This is a genomic window from Adlercreutzia equolifaciens DSM 19450, assembly GCF_000478885.1.
In the GTDB taxonomy this organism is placed as follows: domain Bacteria; phylum Actinomycetota; class Coriobacteriia; order Coriobacteriales; family Eggerthellaceae; genus Adlercreutzia; species Adlercreutzia equolifaciens.
In genome coordinates this window covers 2,282,488-2,307,255 of the sequence record NC_022567.1, presented here as the reverse complement: position 1 = coordinate 2,307,255, position 24,768 = coordinate 2,282,488, and the positions used below count along the sequence as shown (strand labels likewise).

The window sequence follows — 24,768 nt, the reverse complement described above, 5'->3', positions numbered from 1 at the left end:
GAGCGGGCTATGGGCACGTTGTTCGCAAGCACGTTGCGGGCGCTCGTTCGCGAGAAGAGCCTGTTCATCTGGTCTTTGGCCTTCCCCATCCTCATGGCGACCATCTTCATGTTCATGTTCGCGAACTTGGACGGCGCCATGGAGTTCGACCCCGTGCCCACCGGCGTGGTGGCCGATGAGGCGTGGGGCGCGTCGCCGTTTTCAGCGGTGGCGGAGGCGCTGGGGGAAAGGGGCGACGATCAGTTGCTGGACGTGCGCCGCTTCGCCGATGGGGAGGCGGCCGCATCGGCCCTCGTCGACGGCGAGGTGATGGGGGTGTTCTCCGTCGACGAGGACGGCGAGCCGGTGCTGTCCCTGGCGCCGGGGCTGCAGATCGGCCAGACGACGGATATGGACGCCATCGATCGCAGCATCCTGGAATCAGTGGTGGGCACCTATGTGCGCGATGCCGACCTGATGACATCCGTCGCCCGCGAGAACCCCGGGGCCTTCGCCGATCCGGGCCGTCTGGAGGCGCTGTTCTCGAGCGTCGATGCGACTGAGGAGGTCTCGCTCACCCACGCCGCGCCCAAGGAGTCGGTGCGCTTTTACTACGCGCTGTTCGCCATGGCGGCCCTGTTCGGCGCCCAGATCGCCGTGGTGGCCGTTTGCTGGACCCAGCCGAACCTCTCGCCGTTGGGCGCGCGGCGGGCGCTGGGGGCCATCGGGCGCACGCGCACGCTTCTGGCGACGCTTCTGGCCTGCTGGCTGCTGTCGTTCTGCTGCCTGCTCATCGCGTTTCTGTACACGCGTTTTGTCGTGGGGGTCGACTTCGCCGGCCGCGAGGGCCTGTGCGTGGCGGGACTGGGCGCCGCATCGCTGCTCGCCTGCGCCCTGGGCACGGCGCTCGGGTCACTCCCCAAGTTGGATGTGGGATCGAAGACGGGCATTCTCACCGGGGTGGTGTGCCTGCTCTCGCTGTTCACGGGGCTCTACGGCGAGCCCTGCATGGAGCTGGCCGACATGGTCTCGCGGGAATTCCCCGTGCTGGCCTCGCTGAACCCGGCGAAGGCCATCTGCGATATGTTCTACAGCCTGTACTACTACGACGGGCTGGAGGTGTTCGCGGGGAACGTGGCGCTCATCGGCCTGTTCTCGGCTGCGCTGTTCGCCGTAGGGGCCCTGTTCGTGAGGAGGCAGCGCTATGCAAGCCTGTAGATATGCCTTGGAAGTGGTGGCGAAGCATCCCATCTATCTGCTGGTGTACGTGGGCTTTTTGAGCCTCATGGGCCTGTTTATCACCAGCGGCGTGTACCCGCCGGCGACAAGTGCGGGCTATGAGTCGGCCGAGGTGCCCTTCGCGGTGATCGATCGGGATCAAAGCGACTTGTCGCGCTCGGTGGCGGCGTTCCTCGAAGAGCGGGGAACGTCGGTTGAGGTGGCCGACGAGGCGCGGGCCTGCCAGGATGCCGTGGCCACGGGCTTGGTGGATTATCTGCTCATCGTGCCCGCCGGGTTCGAGGAGGGCTACCTGGCGGCGGCCCGCGACGGCGGCGACGGCCCGCATCTTGAGACGGTGTTCAGCTTCCAATCGATGGCGGCCACGCTGGTCGATACCCAGGTGAACCAGTATCTGGGGCTGGTGCGGGCCGCGGCGGTGCTCGAGCCGGACGCATCGCCGGAGGCGCTGGTGGCCCAGGCCGAGGCCTCCGCGCAGAAGGAGCCGCGCATCGAGGAGGTTTCCGTCCCGGGTGCGGCGGTGGGGAGCGAGGCCTTCGTTTTCTACCTTATGTGGAGCGCCTACCCGCTCACGGTGGCCGTGGTGGTGTCGGTGGGCATTCTCATGGGGGCCTTCAACCGCACCGACGTGCGGCGGCGCGTTGCCGTCTCCTCCACCTCGGGCTTGGGTCTGGGGCTGCAGAAGGCGGCGGCGGGGCTCGTCGTGGCGCTTCTCGTGTGGGCCGTTATCATGGGCATCGGCCTTGTCGCATTCGGCTATTCCGCATTCACCCTCGCACCGGCCGATCTTGCCTGCGTGTTGGCGGTGGAGCTCGTGTTCGTGCTCATCCCGCTGGCCATCGCGTTTCTGCTGGGACAGCTGGGCTGCGGCGAGAGTGTGTCGAACACCGTGGGCAACATCACCGGCATGGTGCTGACGTTTCTAGGCGGCACGTGGATCAGCCTGGATCTTATGCCCGAGGCGGTGCGCGTCGTGGCCACCTTCACGCCGGTGTACTGGCTCGGCGAGGGCCTGCGCGCGGCAGTGGGCGACGCGACGGGGTCGGCGGCGGAAGGCGTCGCGCTTGCGGTCGGCGTGCTCTTGCTGTTCGCGGCGGCCGTCTTCGTTACGGCGCTCGTGGTGGGCCGGATGCGCGCGACCAGCGACGACGCCGGCGGCAATGCCGCGGCCGCTGTGCCGAGGTAGAGCCGTGGGCGCCGTGCCGGGATCGCGCCGCACGCTGCGCCGTGGGCGCTGTGCCGCGAGGTGCGCGGGATGCGCTATCGTCTCGGCGCCCTGCTTTCCATTTGCTCCGGCGGGGAACTTGTGGCACAATACGGACTCGCGCATTTAGGCGCGTAATATGTTCGGTCGCGTGGCGCAGCGGGAGCGCAGGTGCCTTACAAGCACAAGGTCGGGGGTTCAAATCCCTCCGCGACCACCATGAATTGAAGCAGAAAGCCCCGAGTTGCCTGGGGCTTTCTTGTTTGCCCTGGCATTCCCCTCGCCCTTGGGACGCCAGTGCGGTCGAGGATGCGACTCCATGACGGTCGGCGCGAGGAACGAAACGGGACATTCCCGCGTCATTTTTACGGTCGTGATCTTGCATGATGTCATCGTTTCCGAAAGTCAGGAGAAGCGATGGCAATCAACAAGACGAAATGGGGTGCTCTGGCCTGCGGGCTGTGCTGCGCGTTGTGCGTGGCCCTCTACTTGGCCAGCGTGCGCGGGGAGGTGGACGCGGCCCGAGCCGAGGCGCTTGAGCGCTATGGGGGCGATCAGGTGGAAGTGTGCGTGGCCAAGCGCGACTTGGCGGCGGGCGAGGTGGTGGACGCCTCGGCCGTCGTCACGAAGATGTGGGTGGCCGATCTTCTGCCCGACACTGCCGTGACTGATTCCTCCCAAATCATCGGTAGACGTCTGGGTTCGAACGTCATCAAGGGGGAAGTCCTCTGCTTCCGGCGCACCGAGGTGTCCGACTCCGAACTGGCGGTGCCTGCGGGCATGGCCGCCATCAGCGTGCCGGCGCGGCCCGTGCAGGCCGTGGGTGGTTCGGTGGAGCCGGGTATGGAAGTGGACGTGTACGCCACGGGCCCCGTGTCCACGACCAAGCTGGTGGGCGGCGCTCTGGTGCTGGCCACGAGCGCTGCGTCCGAATCGGGGGCGACGGCGGAGTGGGTTACGTTGGCCGTCGAGCCCGAGCGGGTGCAGGAGGTCGTGGCGGCGGCGCAGAACTTGGAACTTTATTTCGCGCTGCCGGCTTTAGGCGGCAGCGCGCTATCGGACGGTTCGACGGAAGGGGAGGTTCGCGAAGCGGCGCCTCAGGGGCAGGAGGCGGCAGAGCCGTCGGCTTCGGCGGAGACGCCTGTGGAGGGCCCCGCCGCCGAGGCGCCTTCCGCTTCTGGGCAACCGGCGGCGCCTGAGAATGGGGCGACGGGGGAAGGAGCGAACCTATGACGAAGCGCAAGCGTTACTTGCTCTGCGGCCACGGCGAGAGTCTGCCGATGGCGGAAGACGGCGCAACCTCGCTTTCTTCGGTGTTGGAGGAGCTGGCTGTGGAAGTGTGCGCCGAGGCGGTTTCGGCTCGTCGGCGCGTCAACGAGGAGTATTTCGATACCGTGTGGGTGTCGTGCTGCGAAGGGGCAGAGCCCATTAATCTCGCTGCGGCCTGCAAGCGCGACAGTCCGCAGACGGCCGTCTATCTTGTGACGGCGGATCGCACGGGATCGGTGGCCTCCCGGGCTCAGACCGCCGAGCTGGACGGCATCGTGTCCCCCGCGGAGCTGGGGGAGCGTTTGCTGAAAGAAGCTGCGCGCAACATCGATGGCGACAGGGGCGATGGGGAATCCGTCGCGCTGGCGCTACCCGACTCCGAAGGCGTCCGACAAGCTCTCACGACGGCAAAAACGCCGGAAGAGAATCGCGCGGGCTTTCTGCTGACGGTGGTGAGCGGGAGCGGTGGTGCGGGTAAGAGCACGGTGGCGACCCTTGCGGCCCTTCTCGGGGCTCGGCGCGGCCTGCGCACGGCGCTGCTCGACGCTGATCTGCAGTTTGGGGATCTCGCGGCCCTGATGGGAGACGCTCCGTCGGTGCCGGCTGAAGAAGTTGCGAGAACGGGAGCAGTGCCCGACGAGCTGAGTGGGGCGCCGCTGGTGCTTGTCAGCGCCCCGCGGGCACTGGAGCGCTCGGAGGTCGTAGCGGCCTCCATGGGATCGGTCATCGACGTCCTCGTCGCCTCCTTCGATTTCGTGGTTGCGAACACGGGAGGCGGCTGGGACGACGTGCATCTCCTTCTGCTGGAGCGGGCTGCCGCCTCCCTGTTCCTCGTCGACCAGCGCGCCTCCTCGGTACGTGCCTGCCGCCATGCCCTCGATTTGTGCCTGCGCTGCGGCATTGCAACGGGATCGTTTCTGCTCGCCGTGAACCGCTGCACGCGTCATGCGCCCTTCACGTCCATCGACGTGTCCAGTGCGTTGGATGGGGCCCATGTAGCGGAGCTGGCCGACGGCGGTCGCGAAGTGGAGGAGCTGCTCGGCGCGGGCATGGCGCAGAGCCTGGTAGAAGCTTCGAGCCCTTTGTGCATAAGCATTGAGGGTGTTCTCGACGAGCTGCTGCCCTTGGCTTCTCGTCCTGCAAGTGCGGGGGTGCAGGCTCCTCTCGCCCGCATCGGCTTGGCGCCCAAGGCAGACGCGGGGTTGCGGGGCAAGCAGCGAAAACGCAAGGGTCGCACGAGCCGTCGCGAGGCCGCCTTGGCCAAGGACGCATCGTAAGGAGGTGAGGAAATGTCTCTTCTGGAATGGGTTCGCGTGGCGGAAGACGCCCGCGAGCAGCAAGACGATGAGCGCGTGGCAACGGGGCTCGAGTCCTTGCGGATGGCCGTGGGCGAGCTGGTTCCCCTGGATAGGGTCGCGCTCATCGCCGTCGACAGCCCGGAGCGGGCGCGCAACGAGATCCGGGCCGCCTGCCGGAGGCTCTCGACGCGAGATCCGTGGAAGGCGCTTGCGCCCGCGGTGTTCCGCGACTTGGTGGAGGGCCTGATCAGCACGGTGTTCGGGCTCGGGCCGCTGGAGGATCTGATTGCCGACGAGACGGTGACCGAGATCATGGTCAACGGAACGGACAGCGTGTACATAGAGCGCGACGGCCGCCTGTCCCGAGCGAGCGTGAGCTTCGAGAGCGACGAGCAGGTGCGGGCGCTCATCGATCGCATTTTAGGCCCTTTGGGCCGGCGGGTCGACGAATCGTCGCCCATGGCCAGCGCCCGCTTGCCCCAGGGCCATCGCGTCAACGCGGTGCTGCCGCCGCTCTCCCTCAATGGGCCGCTGCTCACCATTCGCGCCTTCACGCGGCGCGTCATGACGCTGGCCGAGCTGAAAGCGAGAGGTTCGTTCGACGAGACGGTAGAGCAGTTTCTCATTTGGGCTGTGGGGTCGCGCCGTTCCATTGCGGTTTCCGGTGGCACGGGCAGCGGCAAGACGACGCTCTTGAACGCCCTTTCCTGCCATATCTCCCACGAGGAGCGCGTCATCACCATCGAGGATGCCGCCGAATTGAAGTTCGACGAGCACCCCCACGTGGTGCGCTTGGAAGCTCGGGCGCCCAACGCCGAGGGCACCGGCGAGGTGACCATACGGGAGTTGGTGGTGAACGCCCTGCGCATGAGGCCCGATCGCATCATCGTGGGCGAATGCCGCTCCGACGAGGCCATCGACATGCTGCAGGCCATGAACACGGGCCACGACGGATCGCTGACGACGCTGCATGCCAACGCCCCGCGCGAGGCGGTGGAGCGCCTGGTGACCATGGTGCGGTTCGCCGTGGAGCTGCCTCCCGATGCCATCGAGGCGCAGATCGGCAACGCTTTAGATCTGATCGTGCAGACGGCGCGCCGTCCTGGGGGCGCCCGCTGCATCTCCGAGATCGCCGAGGTGTCCTTCGACCACGGGCGCCGCCGCTGCGTCGTTCGCACGCTGTACCGGTGGGAAGTGGGCCAGGAAGCGGGCTTTTGGCTGGACTATCCGCAGTGGGTCGACCGGCTGGCTCCCATGGGCCTGGCGGACAGACGGGAGGTGAAGGCATGGATGCGGTCGTTGGACTTGCGGCAGTCGGCGTAGCCTCGTCGGGGGCGGCGGGATATCTGGTCGCGCGGCTTGCGACGGTTCGGCATGAGCGCCTTCGCCGCACCTGGGCCCTTGCGGCCGAAGGCGGTCGGGGAGTCGCCCACCCCGGACTTGCTTGGCGCTTGCGCCACGGGGTTTCGGGCTTGCGGCCGGTCGCCGAGGCGCTCCTGCGCCGCGAGCCGGTGCGGCGCTATGTCCTGTGGGCGCGGATGGCCTTGGAGCAGCGGGGCTATGCCTCGACGTCCGACGCCTTGCTCTCGCTGGTTCTGGGCGCTTGCCTTGCCTTGCTTGTCGCCGGCTGGGTGGTGGCCGCATCGCCGGTATTCGGGGCGGCGGTGGCGGGGTGCGCCCTGGTGGCGCTCTGCGCTGCGGTGAAAAACGATGCAGAACGGCGCGAGGCCGCCTTGAGAGACGAGATTCCCGATGCGCTGCGCTCGTTGGGCGTGTGCTTTCGGGCGGGGCTCTCCCTCATGCAGACGCTGGAACAGACGGCCTCGGAGATGAAGGGTCCTCTCGGCGAGTTGTTCCTCTCGGCGGCCCTGGTGCTTCAGACGGGGGGCACGGCCTCGGAGGCGCTGGCGCTGTTTCGTCAGCGGGCCGATGTGCCGGAACTCGCTTTCGTGGCCGTTGCCCTGGACGTGCAGCATCGGAGCGGCGGCAGTCTTGCGGCGGTGCTCGATGCGGCCCGGGAGTCGGTGGAAAGCGAGATCGATCTTGCCCGCTCCCTCAAGGTGCAGACGGCCCAGGCCCAGCTGTCAGCGCGCATCGTCACGGCGATGCCGTTCGTGCTTATCGCCCTGTTCTCGCTTATGAGCCCCGGTTTCCTCTCGCCGTTCTTCGAGAGCATGGCGGGTATGGCTCTTCTGGCGGCGGCTCTGGTCATGCAGGTGGCCGGCGTCGTCTTGGTGCATCGGATACTGGACGCGGGCGGGAGGCGGTCGTGATGGATGTAAGTTGGGCGCAGGGAGCGGCGGCGGTCGTTGCGGTCGGCTCGGCGGCGCTGCTCGGAGGTATGGCCTCGCGCATCGTCGGGGCATGGCGGCGTCGCATCCGTCATCGCGCGGCGGTGGTGGAAGGGTCGTCCGCGCTCCAGGCCGGCCGTGCCGCAGCAGTCGGGGAAGAAGGAGTGGATGCGCGGATAGTCGCCTATGCGGCGGAGCTGTCCCAGCGGGCCCGAAGTCCGCTGTTCCGCTTCCTGTCGCCGTCGTCTCTACGGGAGCGGCCCTTGCCCGACCGTCGCTTGGCCGCAGCCGGTCTTGGCGGCGCGCTGTCGCCTGCGGGCTATGGGGAGGCGCGAGTGCGCCTGATGCTCGGCGGCGCGGTTCTCGGCGGTGCAGTGGGGCTGACGGCGACGACCGAGCTGGCGGCTCTGCTCGCTGTCATCGGCGCCGCCGCCGGGTGGAGGGCGTTGCCCTGGGCGGTGAAGCGGCGAAGTTGCCGGCGAGCCGAGGCCATGGAATGCGACTTGTCCGAGATGCTCGACGTGGTGGCGCTCGGCATGCGCAGCGGAATGTCCTTCGACCGCAGCCTCGATTTGTACACCGGGTATTTCCGCACGCAGTTGGCCGATGCGTTCCGAAGCGCCCAGCGCCAATGGGCCTGCGGCCTGGCATCGCGGCCGGAGGCGCTGCGCGAGGTGGCCGACTCCTACGCCTCCCCGCTGCTCGCCCGGGTGATCGAGAACATTGTGCGCTCCCTGCGCTTCGGCGCGACTATGGCCGACAACTTGGAGGACGCGGCGCGGGAGGCTCGCAGCGGATACAAGGCGCGTCGCCAGGAGGCGGTGGCGAAGGCGCCGGTGAAGATGATGGTTCCCACCGGCGTGCTCATCCTGCCCGCCATGCTCATGCTCGTGCTGGGGCCGGTGCTCCTGGAATTGGCGGGGGGCTTTTGAAGATGAAACGAACGAGAAAGGAAGTGCGACATGAAGAGGCTCGAATCCGTTGTGAGAAAAGTAGCGGGTGCGCGGGAGGCGGTCGATCGGCGCACACGCGCGTGGTGCGCCGCGGTGCGCTCGTGCTTGGCGGACACGCGCGGCCAGGGGACGACCGAGTACGCCATTCTCGTTGGGGTGCTCGTGGTCATTGCCATCATCGCTATCACCCTGTTCCGGCCAAAGCTGCAAGAGCTTTGGGACGCCATCGCCTCGGGAATAAACAGCCTTTAGGAAACGAGCGCGGTCAGGGCACGGTGGAGTACGCCATCGTCGCGGCGGCTTTCCTATGCGTGATTGTTGCCGGGGCGGCGCTCTGGCGGGCCTTGTCCCAGGGGCTTTTCGTCGATCATGGGCTCGCCTCGGCGTCGCATCATCTCGCTGGGGCGGCCACGTGGATCGCCGATGTGCTCGTGTTTTAAGGAGGTGCGAGGCAATGGGGCGGATGGGTGCGAGGGCTCGCGATGCGCGCGGCCAGTCGACGGTGGAGGCCGCCGTGGCCCTGCCGGTGGTTTTCCTGCTCGTTCTTCTGCTCGTGCAGCCGGGCATCGTGCTGTACGACCGCATGGTCATGGCCGGTGCGGCGGCCGAGGGCTGCCGGCTTCTGGCGACGAGCGACGGCGATGCGGCGACTTGCGAGGAGTACGTGCGCCGCCGCTTGGGGGCGATCCCGCCCCTCGACGTCTTCCACGTGCATGACTCCGGCTGCACATGGGAGGTGCGCTGCGAGGGCGGTGGTGCGGCGGATGTCGCGCGGGTGACCGTGCGGACGGAGGTGAGGCCGCTTCCCCTGCTGGATGGAGGGGCGACGCTGCTCGGGATGGTGAACGAGCGGGGCAACTTAGTGGTGGAGGTGACGGCGACGGCGCCGACGCGCGCCTCGTGGGCTCAGGAATCATTGAATGGCGCGAGCGTCAATGGAAAGGCAGGTGAATGGCACCATGAAGGGTAAGTCGATATTCCGCGACGAGGAGGGCTCGACGACGGCCGGCATGGCCGTGGCGCTGCTCGTCACTCTGTCGCTGCTGTTCTCAGCGGCTCAGGTGTACCGCATCCACGCCGCTGGTGCCGAGGTGCAGGAGGTGGCCGATGCCGCCGCATGCGCGGCCTTAAACCCCGTGGCCGAGTTCATGGTGGCCGTGCGCGTGGCCGATGCCGCCGTGCTGTCACTCACGCTTCTGGGGGACATTGCGTACGGGGCCGGCGTCGTCGCCCTGTGCGTCCCGCCGGCGGCAGAGTTGGGTAGCCAGCTCGTTTCGGCCGGCCAGAAGGTGCTCAAGGCGCGCGACGCGTTCTCCCAGAAGGCCTGCGAGGGGCTGGAGGCGCTGCAGCGGGCGCTGCCGTTTCTCGCGGCGGCCAACGGTGCGGCGGTGACGGCGGCCAATGGTGAGGGGAGCGGCTATGCGGCCATGGCCCTGCTGCTGCCCGGCGAGGGATCGTCTATTGCGTCAGGGGCGAGCGCGGTCGAGGAGTCCATGGAGGAGGCCGTGGAAGCGGGCGAGGGCGAGCTTGCCGAGGCGGCGTCCCGGGCCGAGGAGGCGGCGCGTGCCGCCGAGGAAGCCCGGGCCCGGGGTTTCGCCCGCGACTGCGGCGACAATCCGTCCTATTGCATGTACGAGCGCGCGGGGCGCCTCGCAGGGCTGAGCGGTGCCGATAACCCTCTGTTCGCCTCGGTGGACAGTTGGTCGTTCTCCGTGCCTCTCGAACGGGCGCGAGTCTATTACCGCGAGCGGCTGCTGAGCGAGCGTCCTGCCTCGGACTCTGCCGAGGAGCAGGCCCGCAGCGCCCTGCGCAAGCGATTCTACGCCTATGCCGTAAGCGAGCTGCGCGAGGCCTTCGTCCACGAGACGGCCGACGGCTTCTCAGCGTCGTTCCCCCGCTTTCCGCGGAACACCGAGCAGATGCGGGCCACGCGGCTGTACACCGAGCCCGTCTACCCGGTGACCGTCGATGGAGAGCTGCCGGTGATGCATGCCTGGGACGGCTGCCCGGAGGCGGGGCTCGTGGACTATTACGGGTCGGCCGAGGAGTGGGAGTCCGGCTCCTTCGAAACCTGCCCTGCCTGCAAGTTCACAGCGAGCGCCTTAGGATCGGTGGCCTCGGCCTCCACCTCCATCGACAATGGGTTCGAGTACCACTACGACGCCGTCGCCCAGGCTGCTGCCGACTACCAGAAGGCGAGAGCGGATGCTGAGCCGCTGAGTCGCGCGGCGAAGGGCAACGCGGAGGGCCTTTTGGACGAGGTTCTGGCCGCGCTCGGCGATGCGGGCGCCTTCCGCATTAAAGCGGATCCTCCCGGAGCGGCGGGGTGCATCGCCTTCGTCGTCTCGACGGGAACGTCGGAGCCGACCGCCTTCGAGAGCGCTTTTGCGCCCTCGGGCACGCTGGGCACTCGGGCCGCGGTGTCGGCGGCGACGCTCATCCGGGACGAGGGCGAGGAGGCGTCGGTGATAGGCGACTTGCTCGACGATCTGTCGGGGTCGGGCTCTGCTCTCTCCGGCGTCGGCGGTTTGGTGCTGGACGGATGGGCCGGCGTCCTGGAGGCCTATAGCAGCGGCACCGAAGGGTTGAAAAACGGGGTGGCGGCCGTGCTTTCGGGCATACCGCTCGCCGGCTCGACGGGATTGGGAGAGTGGGCCGCCAATGGCCTTCGCGAAGGGCTCGAGGCGGTGGGCCTCGAGCCGGCCGACACGGCTCCCCTCAAGCCAGTTCTTGCCGGTACGGAAGCCGTGGCGCGCGCTGGCGGCGGCGACTGGTCAGCCCGGTACCTCTCTCTGCGCGAGCAGGCATTGGCGCGCCCCGAGGCCTCCAGCGATGCCCTCGGTTTGCTAGCGGAGCGGGTGAGCGACGAGGCCTATCAGCGCTTGGCCTCCCTGGAGATCACCCTTGCGGTTGTCGAGATTCCTCTGACAGGGGTCTCGGTTCCGTTGACGGTGACCCTCCCCGCCACCTTGGCCGAAGGAGCGACCGGACTTGTCGATGGCGCTTTCGCAGCCCTGCGCAACATCGTCGGCGCTCCGACGTATCTCGAGAGATGGGAGTGAGCTATGGACGTTCTGCGAAAGGAGCGCGGGGATGCGGGTCAGGCTACCGTCGAGCTGGCTGTCGTCCTTCCCGTGGCCATTGTGCTCGCCGTCATCGTCGTGAACGCGCTGTCGTTTTTCGAGGCATGCGCGGCTTTTGACCAGCTGGCCCGTCAAGCCATCTGCGCCTATGCTCCGTCGCCCGATGCGGGCCAGGGGCCGGCCGAGGTGGCCGCTCTTGTGGAAAGCGAGCTGGAGGGGGCTTTGGGTACTTCCAACCTGGCAATCGAGGTAACGGTTCAGGGGCGGGCAGGCTCCTATCAGCGCTATTGCGGACGTCTCTCCTTTGCCCCTACGCTTTTCGGGCTGGGGCTTAAAGACGAGGTGTTCGGTGTCTCGCTTCCGAGGCTCGTCCACGAAGTCGATCTGACGGTGGACGCCTATCGGCCGGGGGTGCTGCTCTGATGGGTGCCGGGAAGACATGGCGCCGTCGATTCGGGTGTGCCCTCGCGCTTGTCCTGGCCCCCCTGCTCGCTCTGGCTTTGGGGCAACCGATGGGGGAGGCCATGCTGCCCGGGGCGCCAGGGGAGCTTGAGCCCGACGTCGGTCTGCGCGCGGCGTGGGAGGCCCCCAACTGGTTCGCCGAGGAAGTGGTTGATGTGGACGGTCGCGAGGAGCTGCGGGCCAACGACGACTGGTCGGTGGTCTCCTTCGTTGAGGAGGGGGACGGCCTGCCCAATCGCCTCGTTGGCGAGCTGGAGGAACGCGGGTGGGCACTGGTAGCCAGTGGCCAAGAAGGAGTATGGACGGGAGTCAAGGAAGGAGGGCGGTGCTCATGGCTCGCACTCAGCTGCACATGGGTGGGCGACGTGCTATGCGTGGTCCTTCAAGTAAATGCGCCGATGGGATGAGGGGAGACGCAAAAACGGCGTTTGCGCGTCTTTGCACGGTAAGGGATGGCGATCGCGCCCCCTTCGAGGGCCGATGGGTGGTAGCTTCAAGTCCGCTTCTGCGGTTGCGCGGATTGGCGGGACGCAGGCCGGATTCTACGGTCATGGTGTTCCCGCGCTGTCGCGATGTGCACACGCTGACGATGCGGCATCCTCTGGACGTTGCCTTTCTCGACAGGAGGGGCCGGGTGATAGCGGTTCATCGTCTCGTGCTGCCGGGGGCGCGCCTGCGTTGCGGTCGAGCCTGGGCGGTAGTGGAGCGCTTTGCCCGGCCGGGGCCCTGGTTCGTCCGAGGCGATGTGTGCCTGCTCCCCGATGCTCCGCGACGCAGAAAGCCGAGGGCGCCCGCTCTCGCAAGAACTCAGGCCGCTCCGGAAACGTCGGGCGGCAGAGGAGCGGTTAAGAACGAAACCAAGAGAAGGAGACATCGATGAAAATCTGCCCAGTTTGCGAGAGCACCCTGTTCGATGACATGGATACGTGCTTCGGGTGCCTGTACCGTTTCGGCAGCGATCCGGCTCTCGAGGCGGCCCGCTCTGCGAAGGCAGTGCCCTGGCCCGTAGATGGAGGGGAAGGGGAGTGCGCTGCCAGCAGAGGCGGCGAAGGCGGTTCTGCCGCCCCCACCGCCCAGGAGATGAGCGTTCCTGGCTGGCGTCTGCGCGTGCGCTCCGAGGGGCTTCAGCCCCGGGGGAGTTCGCTTACCATAGAGATCGAGCCCGTCTAGCGGGTCATCTCCTTGAAGAGACGATCGGCCTCGGCTGAGAGGTGCTCCTCGATGGCCAGGTAGGCATCGAGGAGGCGGTTTCCGTCCTCGGTGAGCGTGGAGCCGTGAGCCCCGTCGCGCAGGAGGAGCTGCACGTCGAGTGTCTCCTCGGTGTCTTTGATGATGCGCCAGGCCTTGCTGTAGGCCATGCGCATGCCCTTGGCGGCCGCGTTGAGGGAGCCCATCTCGCGCACGCCCAGGCAGAGCTTGGCGATGCCCGGTCCGAAGGCGGACTTGTTCTCGGAAGAGGGGTTCGCCACGGTGAGGCGGACGGTGGTGGAGAGGTTCTTCAACTGGCCCATGATGGCATCGCTTCCGTTCCCGGGAGGCCTAGCGGGTGAGGAACGCCTCGGCGGCGTCCTCGATGGCCTCGACGTCGTTGTCGATAACTTCGGTGAATCGTACTTGCATTGTATCCAGGTTGGCAAGTCCGGCGGGGATGTGATGCTTGCCCGTTTCCTCGGCGATGAGCTTGTTCAGCTCGCAACCGGTGAGCGCGGCCACGTCCGCGGGCAGCTCGCCAGAAGGCTCGATGCCGTGAATCGCCCGGTAGACGTTGTTGCCGAATTTTGCCCAGTGGGCCGTGGAGGCGATGAGGACGGGGTTCTCGCCGCGCAGGTTCTGAGCGGCGGCGTAGGCCACGGCGGTGTGGGGATCCAGCAGGTAGTCGTGGGCGTCGAGCACTTCGCGGATGGTGGCGAGACAGGTGGCGTTGTCCACGGAATCGGCGCTGAAGTTCTCCCGCACGCGGTGGAACGTCTCGGCGTCTACACGGAAGCAGCGGGCGTCGGCCAGATCGGCCATCCACTGGCGAATAGCCTCGCCATTGCGGCCCGTGAGCTCGAAGAGCTGGCGCTCGAGGTTGGAGGAGACGAGAATGTCCATCGAGGGAGAGGAGGTAAGAATGAACTCGCGGTCGGAGATGTCGTAGGTGCCGGTGTTGATGAAGTCGGTGAGCACGCGGTTGTCGTTGCTGGCGCACAGCAGCCGTTCGATGGGCACCCCGATTTGCTTGGCGTACCAAGCGGCCAGGATGTTGCCGAAGTTGCCCGTGGGAACGCACACGTCGATGGGGCATCCGGCTTCGATCTTGCCCGCCGCCACGAGTTCGGCATAGCTGGAGATGTAATAGACCACCTGAGGCAGCAGCCGCCCCCAGTTGATGGAGTTGGCGCTGGAAAGGGCGATGCGGTACTCGTCCAGCAACTTCTCGGCGAACTTCTCATCGGCAAAGGCGTGCTTGACGCCGGTCTGGCAGTCGTCGAAATTGCCGCGCACGGCCCACACCTGCACGTTGTCTCCGGTGGTGGTGACCATCTGCTTGCGCTGGATGTCGCTCACGCCGCCATCGGGGAACAGCACCCCGATGGAAACGCCGTCTACGCCCTTGAAACCCTCCAGGGCGGCCTTGCCGGTGTCGCCGGAGGTGGCCACGAGGATCATGAACTCGTGATCGAGCGTCCCCTCCTCGCGCAGCTTCTCGGCGCTGGCCGAGAAGAAGTGGGGTAGGCACTGCAGGGCCATGTCCTTGAAGGCACTCGTCGGCCCGTGCCACAGCTCCAGGATGTGGGTGCTCTCGTCCAGTGAGGTAATAGGGCAGATGGCCTCATCGTCGAAATTGTCGCCATAGGCGCGGCCCATGAGCTCGTCGATGGCCTCGTCGGGCAGGTCGACGTTGAACGCCTTGTAGATGGCGGCCGCCCGCTGGGCGTAGGGGAGACGCGCCAGAGCGCAGATCTCGTCAAGGCTCAGCGTCGGCAGCTCTTCGGGAACGTAGAGACCGCCGCCTTGGGCCAGGCCGTTGATGACGGCTTGGGTGAAAGGCACCGGCTCGCCGGCTGCTCCACGCGTGTCCACGTACAGGTTCTGGCCGAACGAGGCGGCCCGATCGATGCGTTGCGCCATGAATCATCCTTCTTCAAAGAGGTCAGATAGGATAAAGGATACCACGTCGCCCGCTCTTTGGAGGGGCGTTTCAGGCGGACTGTGCGAGTTTCGCGCTCACGTGACAAAGTATGAAAAAGCAAACTTTTAGGGTTTACATAGTCTAACTTTTGGCTACAATACAATGTTGCATGCAGCTAACATTGATTGGAGTCATCATGAGCAATGCGATGGTTATGGAGAGCGCCGTCTGCCGGGCCAGCAGCGCGGGCGCGTCGTGCCAGCCGATGCCGCTGACGTTCCTGCGTCGCGGCGATGCCGCTCAAGTTGTCCGCGTGCGGGGAAAGGGCGATGTGCACCATCATCTCGAGAACCTCGGGTTTGTCGAGGGAGCGAAGGTGTCCGTCGTTTCCGAGCAGGCAGGAAACTTCATCGTGGAGATCAAGGGCGCGAGTGTGGCGCTCGATAAATCGGTGGCCGCGAAGATCATCGTTTCATAAGAAGGCACGCCCGTTCGCGCCCGCAAAGATGGGCGTCAAGAGGCGTTCGCGTCGTCGCGCGATCGCAATGACGGACGCCGCGGGGCGCCTACGTTGTCGTGCCGACCCAATCAACCGGAATCGCCGAGAGGACAGAAAGGAAGAACATGGCTGAGGACAAGACCCTGCGCGATGTGCCCGTGGGGCAATCGGCGACGGTGCGCCGCCTGGTGGGCGAGGGCGCCATCAAGCGCCGCATCATGGATATGGGCATCACCAAGGGCACCGGTATCTACGTGCGCAAGGTGGCGCCTTTGGGAGACCCCATCGAGGTGACTGTCCGCGGGTTCGAGTTGTCGCTTCGCAAGGACGAGGCGCAAAACGTGCTCGTATCCTAGGGGAACCGCACCCCCCTGCGCCCGAGGGCGCATTTTTTCTCCCCTCTAGTTAGTTTTATCTAACTTCTGTCTTCGCCGCGGCGCGCATTGGGAGGCGCGAGAAGGGCCCGGCGAACAACGGTTTTTTGGAGAAGGAAAGGCTGATCATGGCTATCAACATTGCCCTTGCCGGCAACCCCAATTGCGGCAAGACGACCATGTTCAACGATCTGACCGGCGCGAACCAGTACGTGGGAAACTGGCCCGGCGTGACCGTTGAGAAAAAAGAGGGCCGCTACCGCGCCGATAAGGAGGTGGTCGTCACCGACCTGCCCGGCGTGTACTCGCTCTCGCCCTACACCCCCGAGGAGATCGTCACCCGCGACTACCTCATGAGCGGCAAACCGGACGCGGTCATCAACCTGGTGGACGCGACGAACCTCGAGCGCAACCTCTACCTCACCACCCAGATCATCGATCTGGGCATCCCCACCGTCGTGGCCCTCAACATGATGGATCTCGTGGAGAAAAACGGCGATAAGATCGACGTCGATGCCCTTGCCAAGCGCTTGGGCTGCCCGGTGGTGCCGACCTCGGCGCTCAAGGGCCGCGGCATGGAGGAGGTCGTGAAGGCCGCCATCGAGGCGGGCAAGAAGGGCGCCGCCCCTGCGACCACCCTGCGTTTCACCAACGAGGTGGAAGAGGCCTTAGCCCAGGTCATCGACGTGGCCGGCGCGGCCATCAAGGGCCGCCACGCCCGCTGGTACGCCATCAAACTCCTGGAAGGCGAGCAGCTCACCATCGACGCGCTGAACCTGCCGGCCGCCGCGCTCTCGAAGATCGCCGCCATCCGCGAGCGTCTGGAAGATGCGGAGGACGACGATGCCGAGTCCATCATCACCAACGAGCGTTACGACAATATCACGGAGGTCTGTGACGCCTGCGTGAGGAAGTCCCCGAAGACCATGACCACCACCCAGAAGATCGACCGCGTGGTCACCAACCGCATCCTGGGCATCCCGATCTTCATCGCCATCATGTTCCTCGTGTACTACATCTCGGTGTCCACCGTGGGCACCATCGTGACCGACTGGGCCAACGACGGCCTGTTCGGCGACGGCTGGCTCTACACCGGCACCGAACAGTACGAAGCCGCTGTCGAGGAGTTCGAGGGCATCCTCGAGACCGACGAGGGCGTGGCTGCCTTCGAAGCCGGCGAGTTGGAGGAGCCCGATCCGGCCGACTACGGCCTCTACCACGTGGGCGTGCCCGTCGTGGTGGGCGGCTGGCTTGAATCCATCGGCGCCGCTCCCTGGGTGCAGTCGCTCGTACTGGACGGCATCATCGCCGGCGTGGGCGCCGTCATCGGCTTCATCCCGCAGCTGATCGTGCTGTTCATCCTGCTCGGTTTCTTGGAGGGTTGCGGATACATGGCCCGCGTCGCCTTCATCATGGACCGCGTGTTCCGCCGCTTCGGTCTGTCCGGCAAATCCTTCATCCCAATGCTCATTGCCTCCGGTTGCGGTGTGCCCGCGGTCATGGCCACCAAGACCATCGAGAACGAGAAGGACCGCCGCATGACCATCATGACGACGACCATGATCCCCTGCGGCGCCAAGCTGCCCATCATCGCGCTCGTCTTCGGCGCCCTGGCCGGCGGCGACTACGAGGCCACCTGGTGGGTCGCCCCCGTCTTCTACTTCCTGGGGCTGTTCGCCATCATCCTATCCTGCATCATCCTGAAGAAGTTCCGCGCCTTCTCCGGCGAGGTCGCCCCCTTCATCATGGAGCTTCCCCAATACCATCTGCCCACGGTAAAGAACGTGCTGCTTTCCATGTGGGAGCGCGTGCGCAGCTACGTGGTGAAAGCCGGTACCATCATCTTCCTGTCCTCTATGGTCATCTGGTTCCTGCTGAACTTCGGCTTCTACGAGGGCTCCTTCGGCCTGCTCGACCCCGAGGTTGACGACTATATCCAGTACAGCCTCATGGCCGGCCTCGGCAACCTGCTCGCCTGGATCTTCGCGCCGCTCGGCTTCGGCAACTGGGAATCTACCGTCACCTCCATCACGGGCCTTGTGGCCAAGGAGAATGTCGTGGCCACCGTGGGCGTCATCACGAGCCTCGGCGAGGAAATCGGCGAGACCGACCCGTCGCTGTGGGCCTCGTTTGCCGCCATGCTCGGCGGCAGCTCGGCGGCCATCATGGCCTTCTGCGCCTTCAATCTTTTGTGCGCGCCGTGCTTCGCGGCCATCGGCACTATCCGTCGCCAGATGATGTCGGCGAAGTGGACCTGGGCCGCCATCGGCTACATGTGCGCCTTCGCCTGGTGCGTGGGCCTCATGATCTACCAGTTCGGCGGCCTTATCGCCGGTGAGATCGCCTTCGGCCCGTTCACGGCGTTGGCTGTCGTGGTGGCCGCGGGCATGCTGTACCTGCTGTTCCGCCCGGCCGCCAAGCCCAAGGGCGTGGGCAAGCTTGAAGCGGCGAGAAAGAACGCCTAAGTTGCAAGGAGCCATTATGCAAGAGCTCAGCCTCAATTTCCCCACCGTCGTCATCCTTCTGGTCATCCTGGCCCTGGCGGTGCTCGCCATCCGGCGCATGACGCGCCGCGGCCTGTGCGACTGCGGCGACCACTGCGGCGATGGGGAAGGCGGCTGCGCCGGTTGCTCCCACTGCGCTTCGGCCGTTCGACCGACCGTTTTAAGCCGCATCAACGGCACGGGTGCCGGTGACGAGATGCCGCCGTGCTGCCAGGCGGCCGAGGCCATGGCCCAAGCCGCCGCCAAGGCCGTGGGGGATCAGGCCCCGCGCCGTCCGTAACCGTTTGGCGAAGACAATGTGAAAGAGGCTCGGAAGTTTCGGCTCCGAGCCTCTTTTTTCTTCGCGCGCCGTGCTATGATGATCTGACTTGTTCGATAAGGAGATTGCTGTGGTGAAAACGTCCATGTCCCACGAGGATTACCTCGAGGCCATCGTCATGCTGGGCGGCACGACCGACGCGCCCGTGCGCTCGGTGGATGTGGCCAACAAGCTGGGCGTTTCCAAAGCGTCGGTGAACAAGGCCATCTCCGCTCTGAAGGAGCAGGAGCTGGTCGTGCAACCGCACTACGGCGACATCACGCTGACCGAGGCGGGCTACGCCTACGGTCGGTCGGTGCTCGACCGCCATCGCATGCTCTTCGACTTTCTGACCAAGGCCTTGGGGATCGAACCCGAGGTGGCGGAAGTCGAGGCCTGCCAGATGGAACACGCCATCAGCGATGCCTCCTTCGAGAAATGGGGCGCGTTCGTCCGTAGCCTCGACTTGTGAGCAAGGGGCGCCTCGGCGCCTGACCGATAATCTACCCGCTTTCGACTGACTACCCGCACCAGAAACGAACCCCGGCAGCGAAAGGACGAGCGAACTCCCGTGCCACGACAGGCGAATATCGTTTCCTTCGACACAGCGCGACGCGTTGCGTCGGATCGTCGTGCGCGCCAGACGCCGCCTGTGCGCGCCCATGCCGGCCGCTTCGCCGACGACCCGGATTTCGAGGTGCGCGTGACCGGTCGAGACGCAAGCGCCGGGCGCTCTTCGGCCCGGTCGTTCGCCGCGCCGGCATCCGGTTCTCGCTACGCGCCCCTTTCCATGAGCGACGCCCACCGCGGGCCGGGCTCTTTGGAATCGCGCGGGGCCGTGCGCGCCGCAGATGTCGACGACGAGGAGCTGGAAGCCCCCTTGGGGCCCTTGGGCCGCCTGACCTCCCGGTTCGGCAAGAAGCGCCGCCAGCGCGCGAAAGAGCGGGCGGGTCGCGCCTACTATCGCCAGTACGAGGCCGGCAAGCCCTCGGACGCCTCCCAAGCCGGTCCGCGCGCCGCCGTGTACAAAGGCGAGATGGGCTCGTCGCACCGCCGTTCGTCTCGGATGCAGCAGAAGGAATCGGGCGCCTCCGGGCGCGTCAAGATGCCCGAGGCAAAAGCTCCTTTTTTTACTCGGGCGCCCTTCATCGTCACCTGCGCCGCGGTTCTGTGCCTGGGGCTGGGGGCGGCTTTCCTCTACGGGCCGGCCCAGCAGCTCTATCAGGACATCCGCGAGCGAGACCGCCTCGCCGCCGAGTACGAGGCCGTCACGGAGCGCAACGCCGCCATTGAGGCGTCGGTGGATGCCCTTTCCACCGAGGCCGGCATCGAGGACGCGGCCCGCACGCAGCTCGGCTGGGTGCACGAGGGCGAGCACGCCGTGTCCGTGAGCGGGCTGGACGAGAAAGACGAGGCCTCCGAGTTCCGCGGCAACATCGTTTCCGAGGACATCACCGCCCCCGACACCTGGTACTCGGATCTCCTCGACCCCCTCTTCGGCGTGGAATAAGGTTGAACATCGACAGGAGCACGATATGACGTACGCTGATGGGCGCTATGGAGCCCTGGATATCGGGACGGTGACCTGCCGTCTTCTTGTGGCGGACGTGGAGGACGGACGCATCATCGACGTGGACAAGGAGTACGCCATCACCGATCTAGGCGTGGGCGTGGACGCTACGGGGCGCCTGTCCGAGGCGGCTATCGAGCGGGTGCTCGCCTGCGTGGATCGCTACTTGGAGGTGCTCGCGCGCTACGATACCCCCGAGCATCCGGTGCGCCGGCTCATCGCCATGGCCACCTCAGCCTCCCGCGATGCGGCCAACGGCCCTGAGTTCGCGGCCCGCTTGGCAGAGCGCGGCGTCACGTTGGCGGTGATCCCCGGCTCCCGCGAGGCGCAGCTCACCTTCTTGGGCGCCTCCAGCGATTTCCCCGGCGAGAACCTGCTCGTCGTCGATATCGGCGGCGGCTCGACGGAGGTGGTCGCCGGGAGCTTCGGCGAGGATCCCGTTGCTTCCCATTCCTTCAACATCGGGTGCCGTCGCGTGACGGAGCGGTTCTTCCGCGACGATCCGCCGACGCCAGACCAGATGGATGCGGCCCGTCAGTGGATTCGCATGACCATGGCGCCGTATTTCGAAGGCTTGGCCACCGCCGGGTTCGCCATCGACCGCGTGGTGGCCGTGGCCGGCACGGCCACGAGCGTCGTGAGCATCCGCGAGGCCATGGAGGTCTACGATTCCTCCCGCGTGCACAAGGCCGTTGTCGCTGCTGGAGAGCTTGCGGCCATCGAGGAACGTCTGGCCGCCGAGCCGCTGGAAGAGCGCAAGGCTACGGTGGGCCTCGACCCGAAGCGCGCCGGCGTCATCGTGGCCGGATTCGTCATTTTGGAAGAGGTGCTGGCTCTGGCCGGCGCCGACGCCTACACGGCCAGCGAATCGGACATCCTCCACGGCATGATCTTCGAGGCCGCCCGGGAAGATTGATGGTAGGGGCGGTGGGACTCGAACCCACAATCCGAAGAGGCGGATTTTAAGTCCGCTGCGTATGCCAATTCCGCCACGCCCCCGCGCATCGAGTGCCGTCCGATGACGACGAATGTACGCATGATACCACGACCGAGGGGAGCGTCGCGCGAGGTTCGCGCCGGACGTCTCCAATGGCGCGCGTCTCTGCTGTCCTCTGCTTCCGCCAAGCCGCGCGGGGCTCGCGCCCGTCGCCCCTAGCGGGCCATGACGCAGCGCACCCGCTGGTTGTCTCCGGTGCAGGTCTGCAGGGTGATGGTCTCGCCGGTCGGCGCGATGCGGCCCTCGTAGACGAAGTAGTTCGACCCGTTGGGCAGAAAGAGCGTGTCGAACACGTAGTAGGTACGCGAGGCGCCGTCGTCGTCGAACACGGTGATCTTGTCGCCGATTTCCAAATCCATGACGCGCTCGAAGACGCCGGGGTTGTGGCCGATAAAGTAGGTGTTCGCGTTGTCGGAGACGCACCCGGTGCCCACCCAGGTGCTGGCGTAGCCGTCGGGCGCGGTGATGTCGGCTGGCTCGCCCTGGCGATAGGGCACTTCCTCGCCGAGGAAGCAGATGAGGCTGCTTGCGGCATTGGGCGTTCTGTCGTCGTCGGCCGAAGGTGCGGGCTCGGCCCGGCGCGCTGCCTGCAGGGATTGCTCGGTGAGCACATCCTGGCGGGCCTCATCAAGGTGGTGGGCCCACACCCACAAGGTGTCGCACACGCCCTGGCCCATGCGCCCCGTGAAGCGGAAGGGCGGCACCTCGTCGGCATCGCTTTCGGGCGCGGCGGCTCCCAGCATGATGGACAGCCCCAGGCACACCGCGAGAACCAGGGCAAAGGCCCTGGCTGCCTTTCGCGATGCGAGGAGGGGGCGAAGGCTCACGAGGCTCTTCCTTTCCACGATGCTTTCTCGGTGCAGCCCCGATGCGCGCCGCCGACAGGGAACAAGGAGCGCGCCGAAGCTTTTGCCCTCACTTTATCGACTTCCCGTCAAGATTTCCACCCCTCATCCCTTAATATCCTGTTAATCGAAAGCTTAGGCAAAACTTAGGCTGCGGTGCACAGGCGTCGGGTTACCATGGGAACTTGGAGAATCTTGTCGGTGCGAGGGGGTGGCCATGAGGATACGCAATATCAGCTTGCGAGTGGTATCGCTGCTCGTGCTCACCTTCGTGTTCGTGGTGGCCACCGCGGTGTTCACGCTCTTCGACATCCGCATGCAAACCCAGAACATGGAGGACTCGCTCGCCGAGGAGGCGCGCACCTTCGCGCGCGAGATGGACGCCGTGTGGGAGTTCATGGACAACTCCCAGCACACCATCAACAACACAACGACGGGCGTCTACGAGTTCAAGGGGCTGCACTGCGCCATCGTCGGCAAGAGCGTCGGCGCCATCTTCTCGGCGGGCAACAACTACTCCATCCGCTACACGAACTTCGAGCCGCGCCGGGCTCAGGACAAGCCCGATGCCTTCGAAACCGAGGCGCTGGCCCTGTTCAACGAGCAAAAGGACACTCAGGAGTTCTTCCGCATTGTGAGCGACGACCCGGCCGAGGTCGACCGCGCCCAAACTTCGGCCGACAACGGCGCCGCGCAGTTCCGCTATGTGCAGGCGCTCAGGGTAAACGAGAGCTGCCTTGAGTGCCATGGCGAACCGGCCGGGGAGATCGACATCACCGGGTTTCCGAAGGAGGGCTGGACGCTGGATTCCATCGGCGGCGCCATCAGCATCGTCATTCCGCTGGAGCAGCAGTACCAGGCCCTGCGCGAGAACGTCATCCGTGACGTGGGATTCTTCCTGCTTCTGGCCACCTTCATCGGACTGGTGGTCTTCGGGCTCATGACCGTGTTCGTGCTGCGCCCGCTGGAGGCCATGAAGCGGGCCTTCGGGGAAGTGGGCGAGGGCCGGCTCGCGCAATCCATGGACGATGCGGGCACGGCGCGGGAGATGGCGAGTCTTATCGACCGCTTCAACGCCATGGCCCGCGAGCTGCGCATCACCTATGGGGGGCTGGAAGAGCAGGTGGAGGCGCGTACCCAGGACTTGCGCCGCGCCAACGAGGAGCTGGCCGCCCAGCGCGACAGCCTGGAGGCCTTAAGCGAGAAGCTGGCGAAGGAGTCCCAGGTGAAGAGCGATTTGCTCTCCATGGTGAACCACGAGCTGCGCACCCCGCTCACCTCCATCATCACGCTGGCGCAGATTGCGTTGGAATCGGGTGGGGCTGATGCGGAGGAGCGGCGCAGCTGGGAGGAGGTGCGCAAGTCCAGCTCGGTGCTTCTGGGGATGATCAACGACATGCTGGACATCGCGCGGTCGGACGCGGGGGCCATGGCGGTGTCCATGGAGCTGATGGACTTGGGCGACATCGTCGCTTCGGCTCAGGGGACTATCGGCCCTCTGGCCGTGGGGGCGCGGGTGATGCTGACAACGACGGTGGCGCCGGACGTGCCGCTCGTTTCCGGCGATTACGAGAAGATGCTGCGCATTCTGGAGAACTTGGGCAGCAATGCGGTGAAGTTCACGCCGGCCGGGGGCACCGTGGCCATCGCCGCCGTGCGCGAGGAGGCCACGGGGGATGTGCTGGTGACGGTGTCCGATAACGGCATCGGCATCGCGTCGGAGAACCAGGAGCGCATCTTCGAGCGGTTCTTCCAGGTGGACAGCTCGGCGACGCGCATCTACAGCGGTAGCGGGCTGGGGCTCGCGCTCGTGCGCGAGTACGCGGTGGCCCAGGGGTATACGGTGACGGTGGAAAGCGTGCTGGGGGAGGGAAGCGCGTTCACCGTGCGCATTCCCGCCGCGGCCGTGGTAGAGTTGGACGAGGACGAATAAGCGGGCCGGGCGAGGGTGCCGGTCGGTAAGTGGCCGGCGCGGCGGCGCCCTGGGGCCGCGTAGCACGAGAGACGAGGAGGCGGCTGTGTACAAGGTGATGCTCATCGACGACGAGAAGAGCCTGCATATGGCCATCGAGAAGCTGCTCACGAAGAGCGGCTACGAGTACTGCGGGGCCACCGACGCAGAGTCGGGGCTGGAGATGCTCGCCACCGAGAAGCCGGACCTGCTGCTTTTGGACGTCATGCTGCCGGGCATGAACGGGTTCGACTTGTGCACGCGCATCCGCGCCGAGGAGCGGCGCATTCCCATCATCTTCCTATCGGCGAAAAACGACATCGTGGACAAGTCCATCGGGTTTCGGGCCGGGGGCGACGACTACGTGACCAAACCCTTCGACGCCACCGAGCTCATCCTGCGCATCGAGGCCCACATCCGCCGCCACAAGGACACCATCGAGTTCGCCCGCTGCACGGCCCGCGACGGATCGGTGACCATCGGCGACTTGGAGGTGCGCTTCGACGAGTACCAGGTACTTGTGGGCGGCCGGCCTGCGAACTTGACCACCAAGGAGTTCGAGATCGTGGCCTTTCTGGCGACACACCCGGGCAAGGTGTTCACCCGCAGCCAGATTCAGGAGTACATCTGGGGCGAAGGAGAGGTGGACGCGCATTCGAACTCCATCACCGTGTTCGTGCGCAAGATCCGCGAGAAGATAGAGGAGAACCCCAGCGAGCCCAAGTACCTGCTGACCGTCCAGCGCGTCGGCTACAAAATGGCCGACACCTTGGGATAGCGGCGATTTCGGCGCGAGTCTCAATTTGGCTCAGATTGAGAAATTTTTGCATAATGTAG

Annotated in this window: 27 protein-coding genes and 2 tRNA genes; 25 read left to right on the top strand and 4 right to left on the bottom strand. The window is 66.0% G+C overall.

Annotated features, from left to right (window positions below):
- Positions 1-9: 9 nt before the first annotated feature.
- From AEQU_RS09290 to AEQU_RS09220, 16 genes are all read left to right on the top strand, one after another.
- The gene (locus AEQU_RS09290) at positions 10-1,197 is read left to right on the top strand and encodes an ABC transporter permease (protein WP_022740672.1); all 1,188 of its coding nucleotides are present in this window, start codon (positions 10-12) and stop codon (positions 1,195-1,197) included.
- A complete protein-coding gene (locus AEQU_RS09285) occupies positions 1,184-2,404 on the top strand; it encodes an ABC transporter permease (protein WP_022740671.1) in 1,221 nt (406 codons plus the stop codon). The genes AEQU_RS09290 and AEQU_RS09285 overlap by 14 nt, the downstream gene beginning before the upstream one ends.
- Positions 2,405-2,567: 163 nt before the next feature.
- Positions 2,568-2,642, top strand: a tRNA-Val gene (locus AEQU_RS09280).
- 197 nt (positions 2,643-2,839) lie between these two features.
- Entirely contained in the window at positions 2,840-3,655 is an 816-nt protein-coding gene (gene cpaB / locus AEQU_RS09275) for a Flp pilus assembly protein CpaB (protein ID WP_022740670.1), read from the top strand.
- Positions 3,652-4,968, top strand: a complete 1,317-nt coding sequence (locus tag AEQU_RS09270; protein ID WP_022740669.1) for a CpaE/TadZ family protein — start codon at positions 3,652-3,654, stop codon at positions 4,966-4,968. Before cpaB ends, AEQU_RS09270 begins: the two co-directional genes overlap by 4 nt.
- A gap of 12 nt (positions 4,969-4,980) precedes the next feature.
- Positions 4,981-6,312, top strand: a complete 1,332-nt coding sequence (locus AEQU_RS09265; protein ID WP_022740668.1) for a TadA family conjugal transfer-associated ATPase — start codon at positions 4,981-4,983, stop codon at positions 6,310-6,312.
- Positions 6,276-7,262, top strand: coding sequence for a type II secretion system F family protein (locus AEQU_RS09260; RefSeq protein WP_041714677.1), 987 nt, complete (start codon positions 6,276-6,278; stop codon positions 7,260-7,262). Before AEQU_RS09265 ends, AEQU_RS09260 begins: the two co-directional genes overlap by 37 nt.
- Positions 7,262-8,212, top strand: coding sequence for a type II secretion system F family protein (locus AEQU_RS09255; RefSeq protein ID WP_022740666.1), 951 nt, complete (start codon positions 7,262-7,264; stop codon positions 8,210-8,212). The genes AEQU_RS09260 and AEQU_RS09255 overlap by 1 nt, the downstream gene beginning before the upstream one ends.
- Positions 8,213-8,242: 30 nt before the next feature.
- Positions 8,243-8,485, top strand: coding sequence for a class III signal peptide-containing protein (locus AEQU_RS12805; RefSeq protein WP_022740665.1), 243 nt, complete (start codon positions 8,243-8,245; stop codon positions 8,483-8,485).
- Positions 8,449-8,673 carry a hypothetical protein gene (locus tag AEQU_RS09245; protein ID WP_041714676.1) on the top strand — a complete coding sequence of 75 codons (225 nt, stop codon included), beginning with the start codon at positions 8,449-8,451 and terminating at the stop codon, positions 8,671-8,673. The genes AEQU_RS12805 and AEQU_RS09245 overlap by 37 nt, the downstream gene beginning before the upstream one ends.
- Before the next feature lie 14 nt (positions 8,674-8,687).
- Positions 8,688-9,203, top strand: a complete 516-nt coding sequence (locus tag AEQU_RS09240; RefSeq protein WP_022740663.1) for a TadE/TadG family type IV pilus assembly protein — start codon at positions 8,688-8,690, stop codon at positions 9,201-9,203.
- The gene (locus AEQU_RS09235) at positions 9,154-11,295 is read left to right on the top strand and encodes a molybdenum cofactor biosynthesis enzyme (protein WP_158318409.1); all 2,142 of its coding nucleotides are present in this window, start codon (positions 9,154-9,156) and stop codon (positions 11,293-11,295) included. The genes AEQU_RS09240 and AEQU_RS09235 overlap by 50 nt, the downstream gene beginning before the upstream one ends.
- Positions 11,296-11,298: 3 nt before the next feature.
- Complete coding sequence (locus AEQU_RS09230) at positions 11,299-11,739, top strand: hypothetical protein (RefSeq protein ID WP_022740661.1); 441 nt, start codon at positions 11,299-11,301, stop codon at positions 11,737-11,739.
- A complete protein-coding gene (locus AEQU_RS09225; RefSeq protein WP_041714675.1) occupies positions 11,739-12,185 on the top strand; it encodes a hypothetical protein in 447 nt (148 codons plus the stop codon). Before AEQU_RS09230 ends, AEQU_RS09225 begins: the two co-directional genes overlap by 1 nt.
- Entirely contained in the window at positions 12,077-12,658 is a 582-nt protein-coding gene (locus tag AEQU_RS12330; protein ID WP_306766846.1) for a DUF192 domain-containing protein, read from the top strand. Before AEQU_RS09225 ends, AEQU_RS12330 begins: the two co-directional genes overlap by 109 nt.
- A complete protein-coding gene (locus tag AEQU_RS09220; protein WP_022740659.1) occupies positions 12,655-12,948 on the top strand; it encodes a hypothetical protein in 294 nt (97 codons plus the stop codon). Before AEQU_RS12330 ends, AEQU_RS09220 begins: the two co-directional genes overlap by 4 nt.
- Here AEQU_RS09220 and AEQU_RS09215 read toward each other — a convergent pair.
- Together AEQU_RS09215 and thrC are read right to left on the bottom strand one after the other, a co-directional pair.
- Positions 12,945-13,289: a winged helix-turn-helix domain-containing protein gene (locus tag AEQU_RS09215; RefSeq protein ID WP_022740658.1), complete on the bottom strand. Its 345-nt coding sequence runs from the start codon at positions 13,287-13,289 to the stop codon at positions 12,945-12,947. The genes AEQU_RS09220 and AEQU_RS09215 overlap by 4 nt on opposite strands.
- A gap of 28 nt (positions 13,290-13,317) precedes the next feature.
- Positions 13,318-14,892 carry a threonine synthase gene (gene thrC, locus AEQU_RS09210; protein ID WP_022740657.1) on the bottom strand — a complete coding sequence of 525 codons (1,575 nt, stop codon included), beginning with the start codon at positions 14,890-14,892 and terminating at the stop codon, positions 13,318-13,320.
- Positions 14,893-15,089: 197 nt separating this feature from the next.
- Here thrC and AEQU_RS09205 point away from each other — a divergent pair, with 197 nt between their 5' ends.
- The 7 genes from AEQU_RS09205 (at position 15,090) to AEQU_RS09175 (ending at position 21,054) form a co-directional block, all read left to right on the top strand.
- A complete protein-coding gene (locus AEQU_RS09205) occupies positions 15,090-15,371 on the top strand; it encodes a FeoA family protein (RefSeq protein WP_225885503.1) in 282 nt (93 codons plus the stop codon).
- A 146-nt stretch (positions 15,372-15,517) separates the two neighbouring features.
- Positions 15,518-15,748 (top strand): FeoA family protein, encoded by a 231-nt coding sequence (locus tag AEQU_RS09200; protein WP_022740655.1) that lies wholly within the window; start codon positions 15,518-15,520, stop codon positions 15,746-15,748.
- A 146-nt stretch (positions 15,749-15,894) separates the two neighbouring features.
- A complete protein-coding gene (gene feoB, locus AEQU_RS09195; protein WP_022740654.1) occupies positions 15,895-18,231 on the top strand; it encodes a ferrous iron transporter B in 2,337 nt (778 codons plus the stop codon).
- A gap of 16 nt (positions 18,232-18,247) precedes the next feature.
- Entirely contained in the window at positions 18,248-18,550 is a 303-nt protein-coding gene (locus AEQU_RS11950) for a hypothetical protein (RefSeq protein ID WP_022740653.1), read from the top strand.
- A 109-nt stretch (positions 18,551-18,659) separates the two neighbouring features.
- On the top strand, positions 18,660-19,040 hold the full coding sequence (locus AEQU_RS09185) for a metal-dependent transcriptional regulator (RefSeq protein ID WP_022740652.1): 381 nt from the start codon (positions 18,660-18,662) through the stop codon (positions 19,038-19,040).
- A gap of 99 nt (positions 19,041-19,139) precedes the next feature.
- Positions 19,140-20,078 (top strand): FtsB family cell division protein, encoded by a 939-nt coding sequence (locus AEQU_RS09180; protein ID WP_144079486.1) that lies wholly within the window; start codon positions 19,140-19,142, stop codon positions 20,076-20,078.
- Between the two features lie 25 nt (positions 20,079-20,103).
- Positions 20,104-21,054 (top strand): Ppx/GppA phosphatase family protein, encoded by a 951-nt coding sequence (locus tag AEQU_RS09175; RefSeq protein WP_022740650.1) that lies wholly within the window; start codon positions 20,104-20,106, stop codon positions 21,052-21,054.
- On the opposite strand, the gene AEQU_RS09170 is transcribed toward AEQU_RS09175, so the two are convergent.
- A tRNA-Leu gene (locus tag AEQU_RS09170) sits at positions 21,055-21,137 on the bottom strand.
- A 153-nt stretch (positions 21,138-21,290) separates the two neighbouring features.
- Positions 21,291-21,962 (bottom strand): sortase, encoded by a 672-nt coding sequence (locus AEQU_RS11945; RefSeq protein WP_022740649.1) that lies wholly within the window; start codon positions 21,960-21,962, stop codon positions 21,291-21,293.
- A 235-nt stretch (positions 21,963-22,197) separates the two neighbouring features.
- Here AEQU_RS11945 and AEQU_RS09160 point away from each other — a divergent pair, with 235 nt between their 5' ends.
- Entirely contained in the window at positions 22,198-23,913 is a 1,716-nt protein-coding gene (locus tag AEQU_RS09160; RefSeq protein ID WP_022740648.1) for an ATP-binding protein, read from the top strand.
- Positions 23,914-23,998: 85 nt separating this feature from the next.
- On the top strand, positions 23,999-24,709 hold the full coding sequence (locus AEQU_RS09155; RefSeq protein WP_022740647.1) for a response regulator transcription factor: 711 nt from the start codon (positions 23,999-24,001) through the stop codon (positions 24,707-24,709).
- Positions 24,710-24,768 lie beyond the last annotated feature (59 nt).

Coding starts and splice junctions, on each gene's coding strand:
- AEQU_RS09290 (WP_022740672.1), top strand. CDS start 10: ATGGGCACGTTGTTCGCAAGCACGTTGCGGGCGCTCGTTCGCGAGAAG.
- AEQU_RS09285 (WP_022740671.1), top strand. CDS start 1,184: ATGCAAGCCTGTAGATATGCCTTGGAAGTGGTGGCGAAGCATCCCATC.
- cpaB (WP_022740670.1), top strand. CDS start 2,840: ATGGCAATCAACAAGACGAAATGGGGTGCTCTGGCCTGCGGGCTGTGC.
- AEQU_RS09270 (WP_022740669.1), top strand. CDS start 3,652: ATGACGAAGCGCAAGCGTTACTTGCTCTGCGGCCACGGCGAGAGTCTG.
- AEQU_RS09265 (WP_022740668.1), top strand. CDS start 4,981: ATGTCTCTTCTGGAATGGGTTCGCGTGGCGGAAGACGCCCGCGAGCAG.
- AEQU_RS09260 (WP_041714677.1), top strand. CDS start 6,276: ATGGATGCGGTCGTTGGACTTGCGGCAGTCGGCGTAGCCTCGTCGGGG.
- AEQU_RS09255 (WP_022740666.1), top strand. CDS start 7,262: ATGGATGTAAGTTGGGCGCAGGGAGCGGCGGCGGTCGTTGCGGTCGGC.
- AEQU_RS12805 (WP_022740665.1), top strand. CDS start 8,243: ATGAAGAGGCTCGAATCCGTTGTGAGAAAAGTAGCGGGTGCGCGGGAG.
- AEQU_RS09240 (WP_022740663.1), top strand. CDS start 8,688: ATGGGGCGGATGGGTGCGAGGGCTCGCGATGCGCGCGGCCAGTCGACG.
- AEQU_RS09235 (WP_158318409.1), top strand. CDS start 9,154: ATGGCGCGAGCGTCAATGGAAAGGCAGGTGAATGGCACCATGAAGGGT.
- AEQU_RS09230 (WP_022740661.1), top strand. CDS start 11,299: ATGGACGTTCTGCGAAAGGAGCGCGGGGATGCGGGTCAGGCTACCGTC.
- AEQU_RS09225 (WP_041714675.1), top strand. CDS start 11,739: ATGGGTGCCGGGAAGACATGGCGCCGTCGATTCGGGTGTGCCCTCGCG.
- AEQU_RS12330 (WP_306766846.1), top strand. CDS start 12,077: ATGGACGGGAGTCAAGGAAGGAGGGCGGTGCTCATGGCTCGCACTCAG.
- AEQU_RS09220 (WP_022740659.1), top strand. CDS start 12,655: ATGAAAATCTGCCCAGTTTGCGAGAGCACCCTGTTCGATGACATGGAT.
- AEQU_RS09215 (WP_022740658.1), bottom strand. CDS start 13,289: ATGGGCCAGTTGAAGAACCTCTCCACCACCGTCCGCCTCACCGTGGCG.
- thrC (WP_022740657.1), bottom strand. CDS start 14,892: ATGGCGCAACGCATCGATCGGGCCGCCTCGTTCGGCCAGAACCTGTAC.
- AEQU_RS09205 (WP_225885503.1), top strand. CDS start 15,090: ATGAGCAATGCGATGGTTATGGAGAGCGCCGTCTGCCGGGCCAGCAGC.
- AEQU_RS09200 (WP_022740655.1), top strand. CDS start 15,518: ATGGCTGAGGACAAGACCCTGCGCGATGTGCCCGTGGGGCAATCGGCG.
- feoB (WP_022740654.1), top strand. CDS start 15,895: ATGGCTATCAACATTGCCCTTGCCGGCAACCCCAATTGCGGCAAGACG.
- AEQU_RS11950 (WP_022740653.1), top strand. CDS start 18,248: ATGCAAGAGCTCAGCCTCAATTTCCCCACCGTCGTCATCCTTCTGGTC.
- AEQU_RS09175 (WP_022740650.1), top strand. CDS start 20,104: ATGACGTACGCTGATGGGCGCTATGGAGCCCTGGATATCGGGACGGTG.
- AEQU_RS09160 (WP_022740648.1), top strand. CDS start 22,198: ATGAGGATACGCAATATCAGCTTGCGAGTGGTATCGCTGCTCGTGCTC.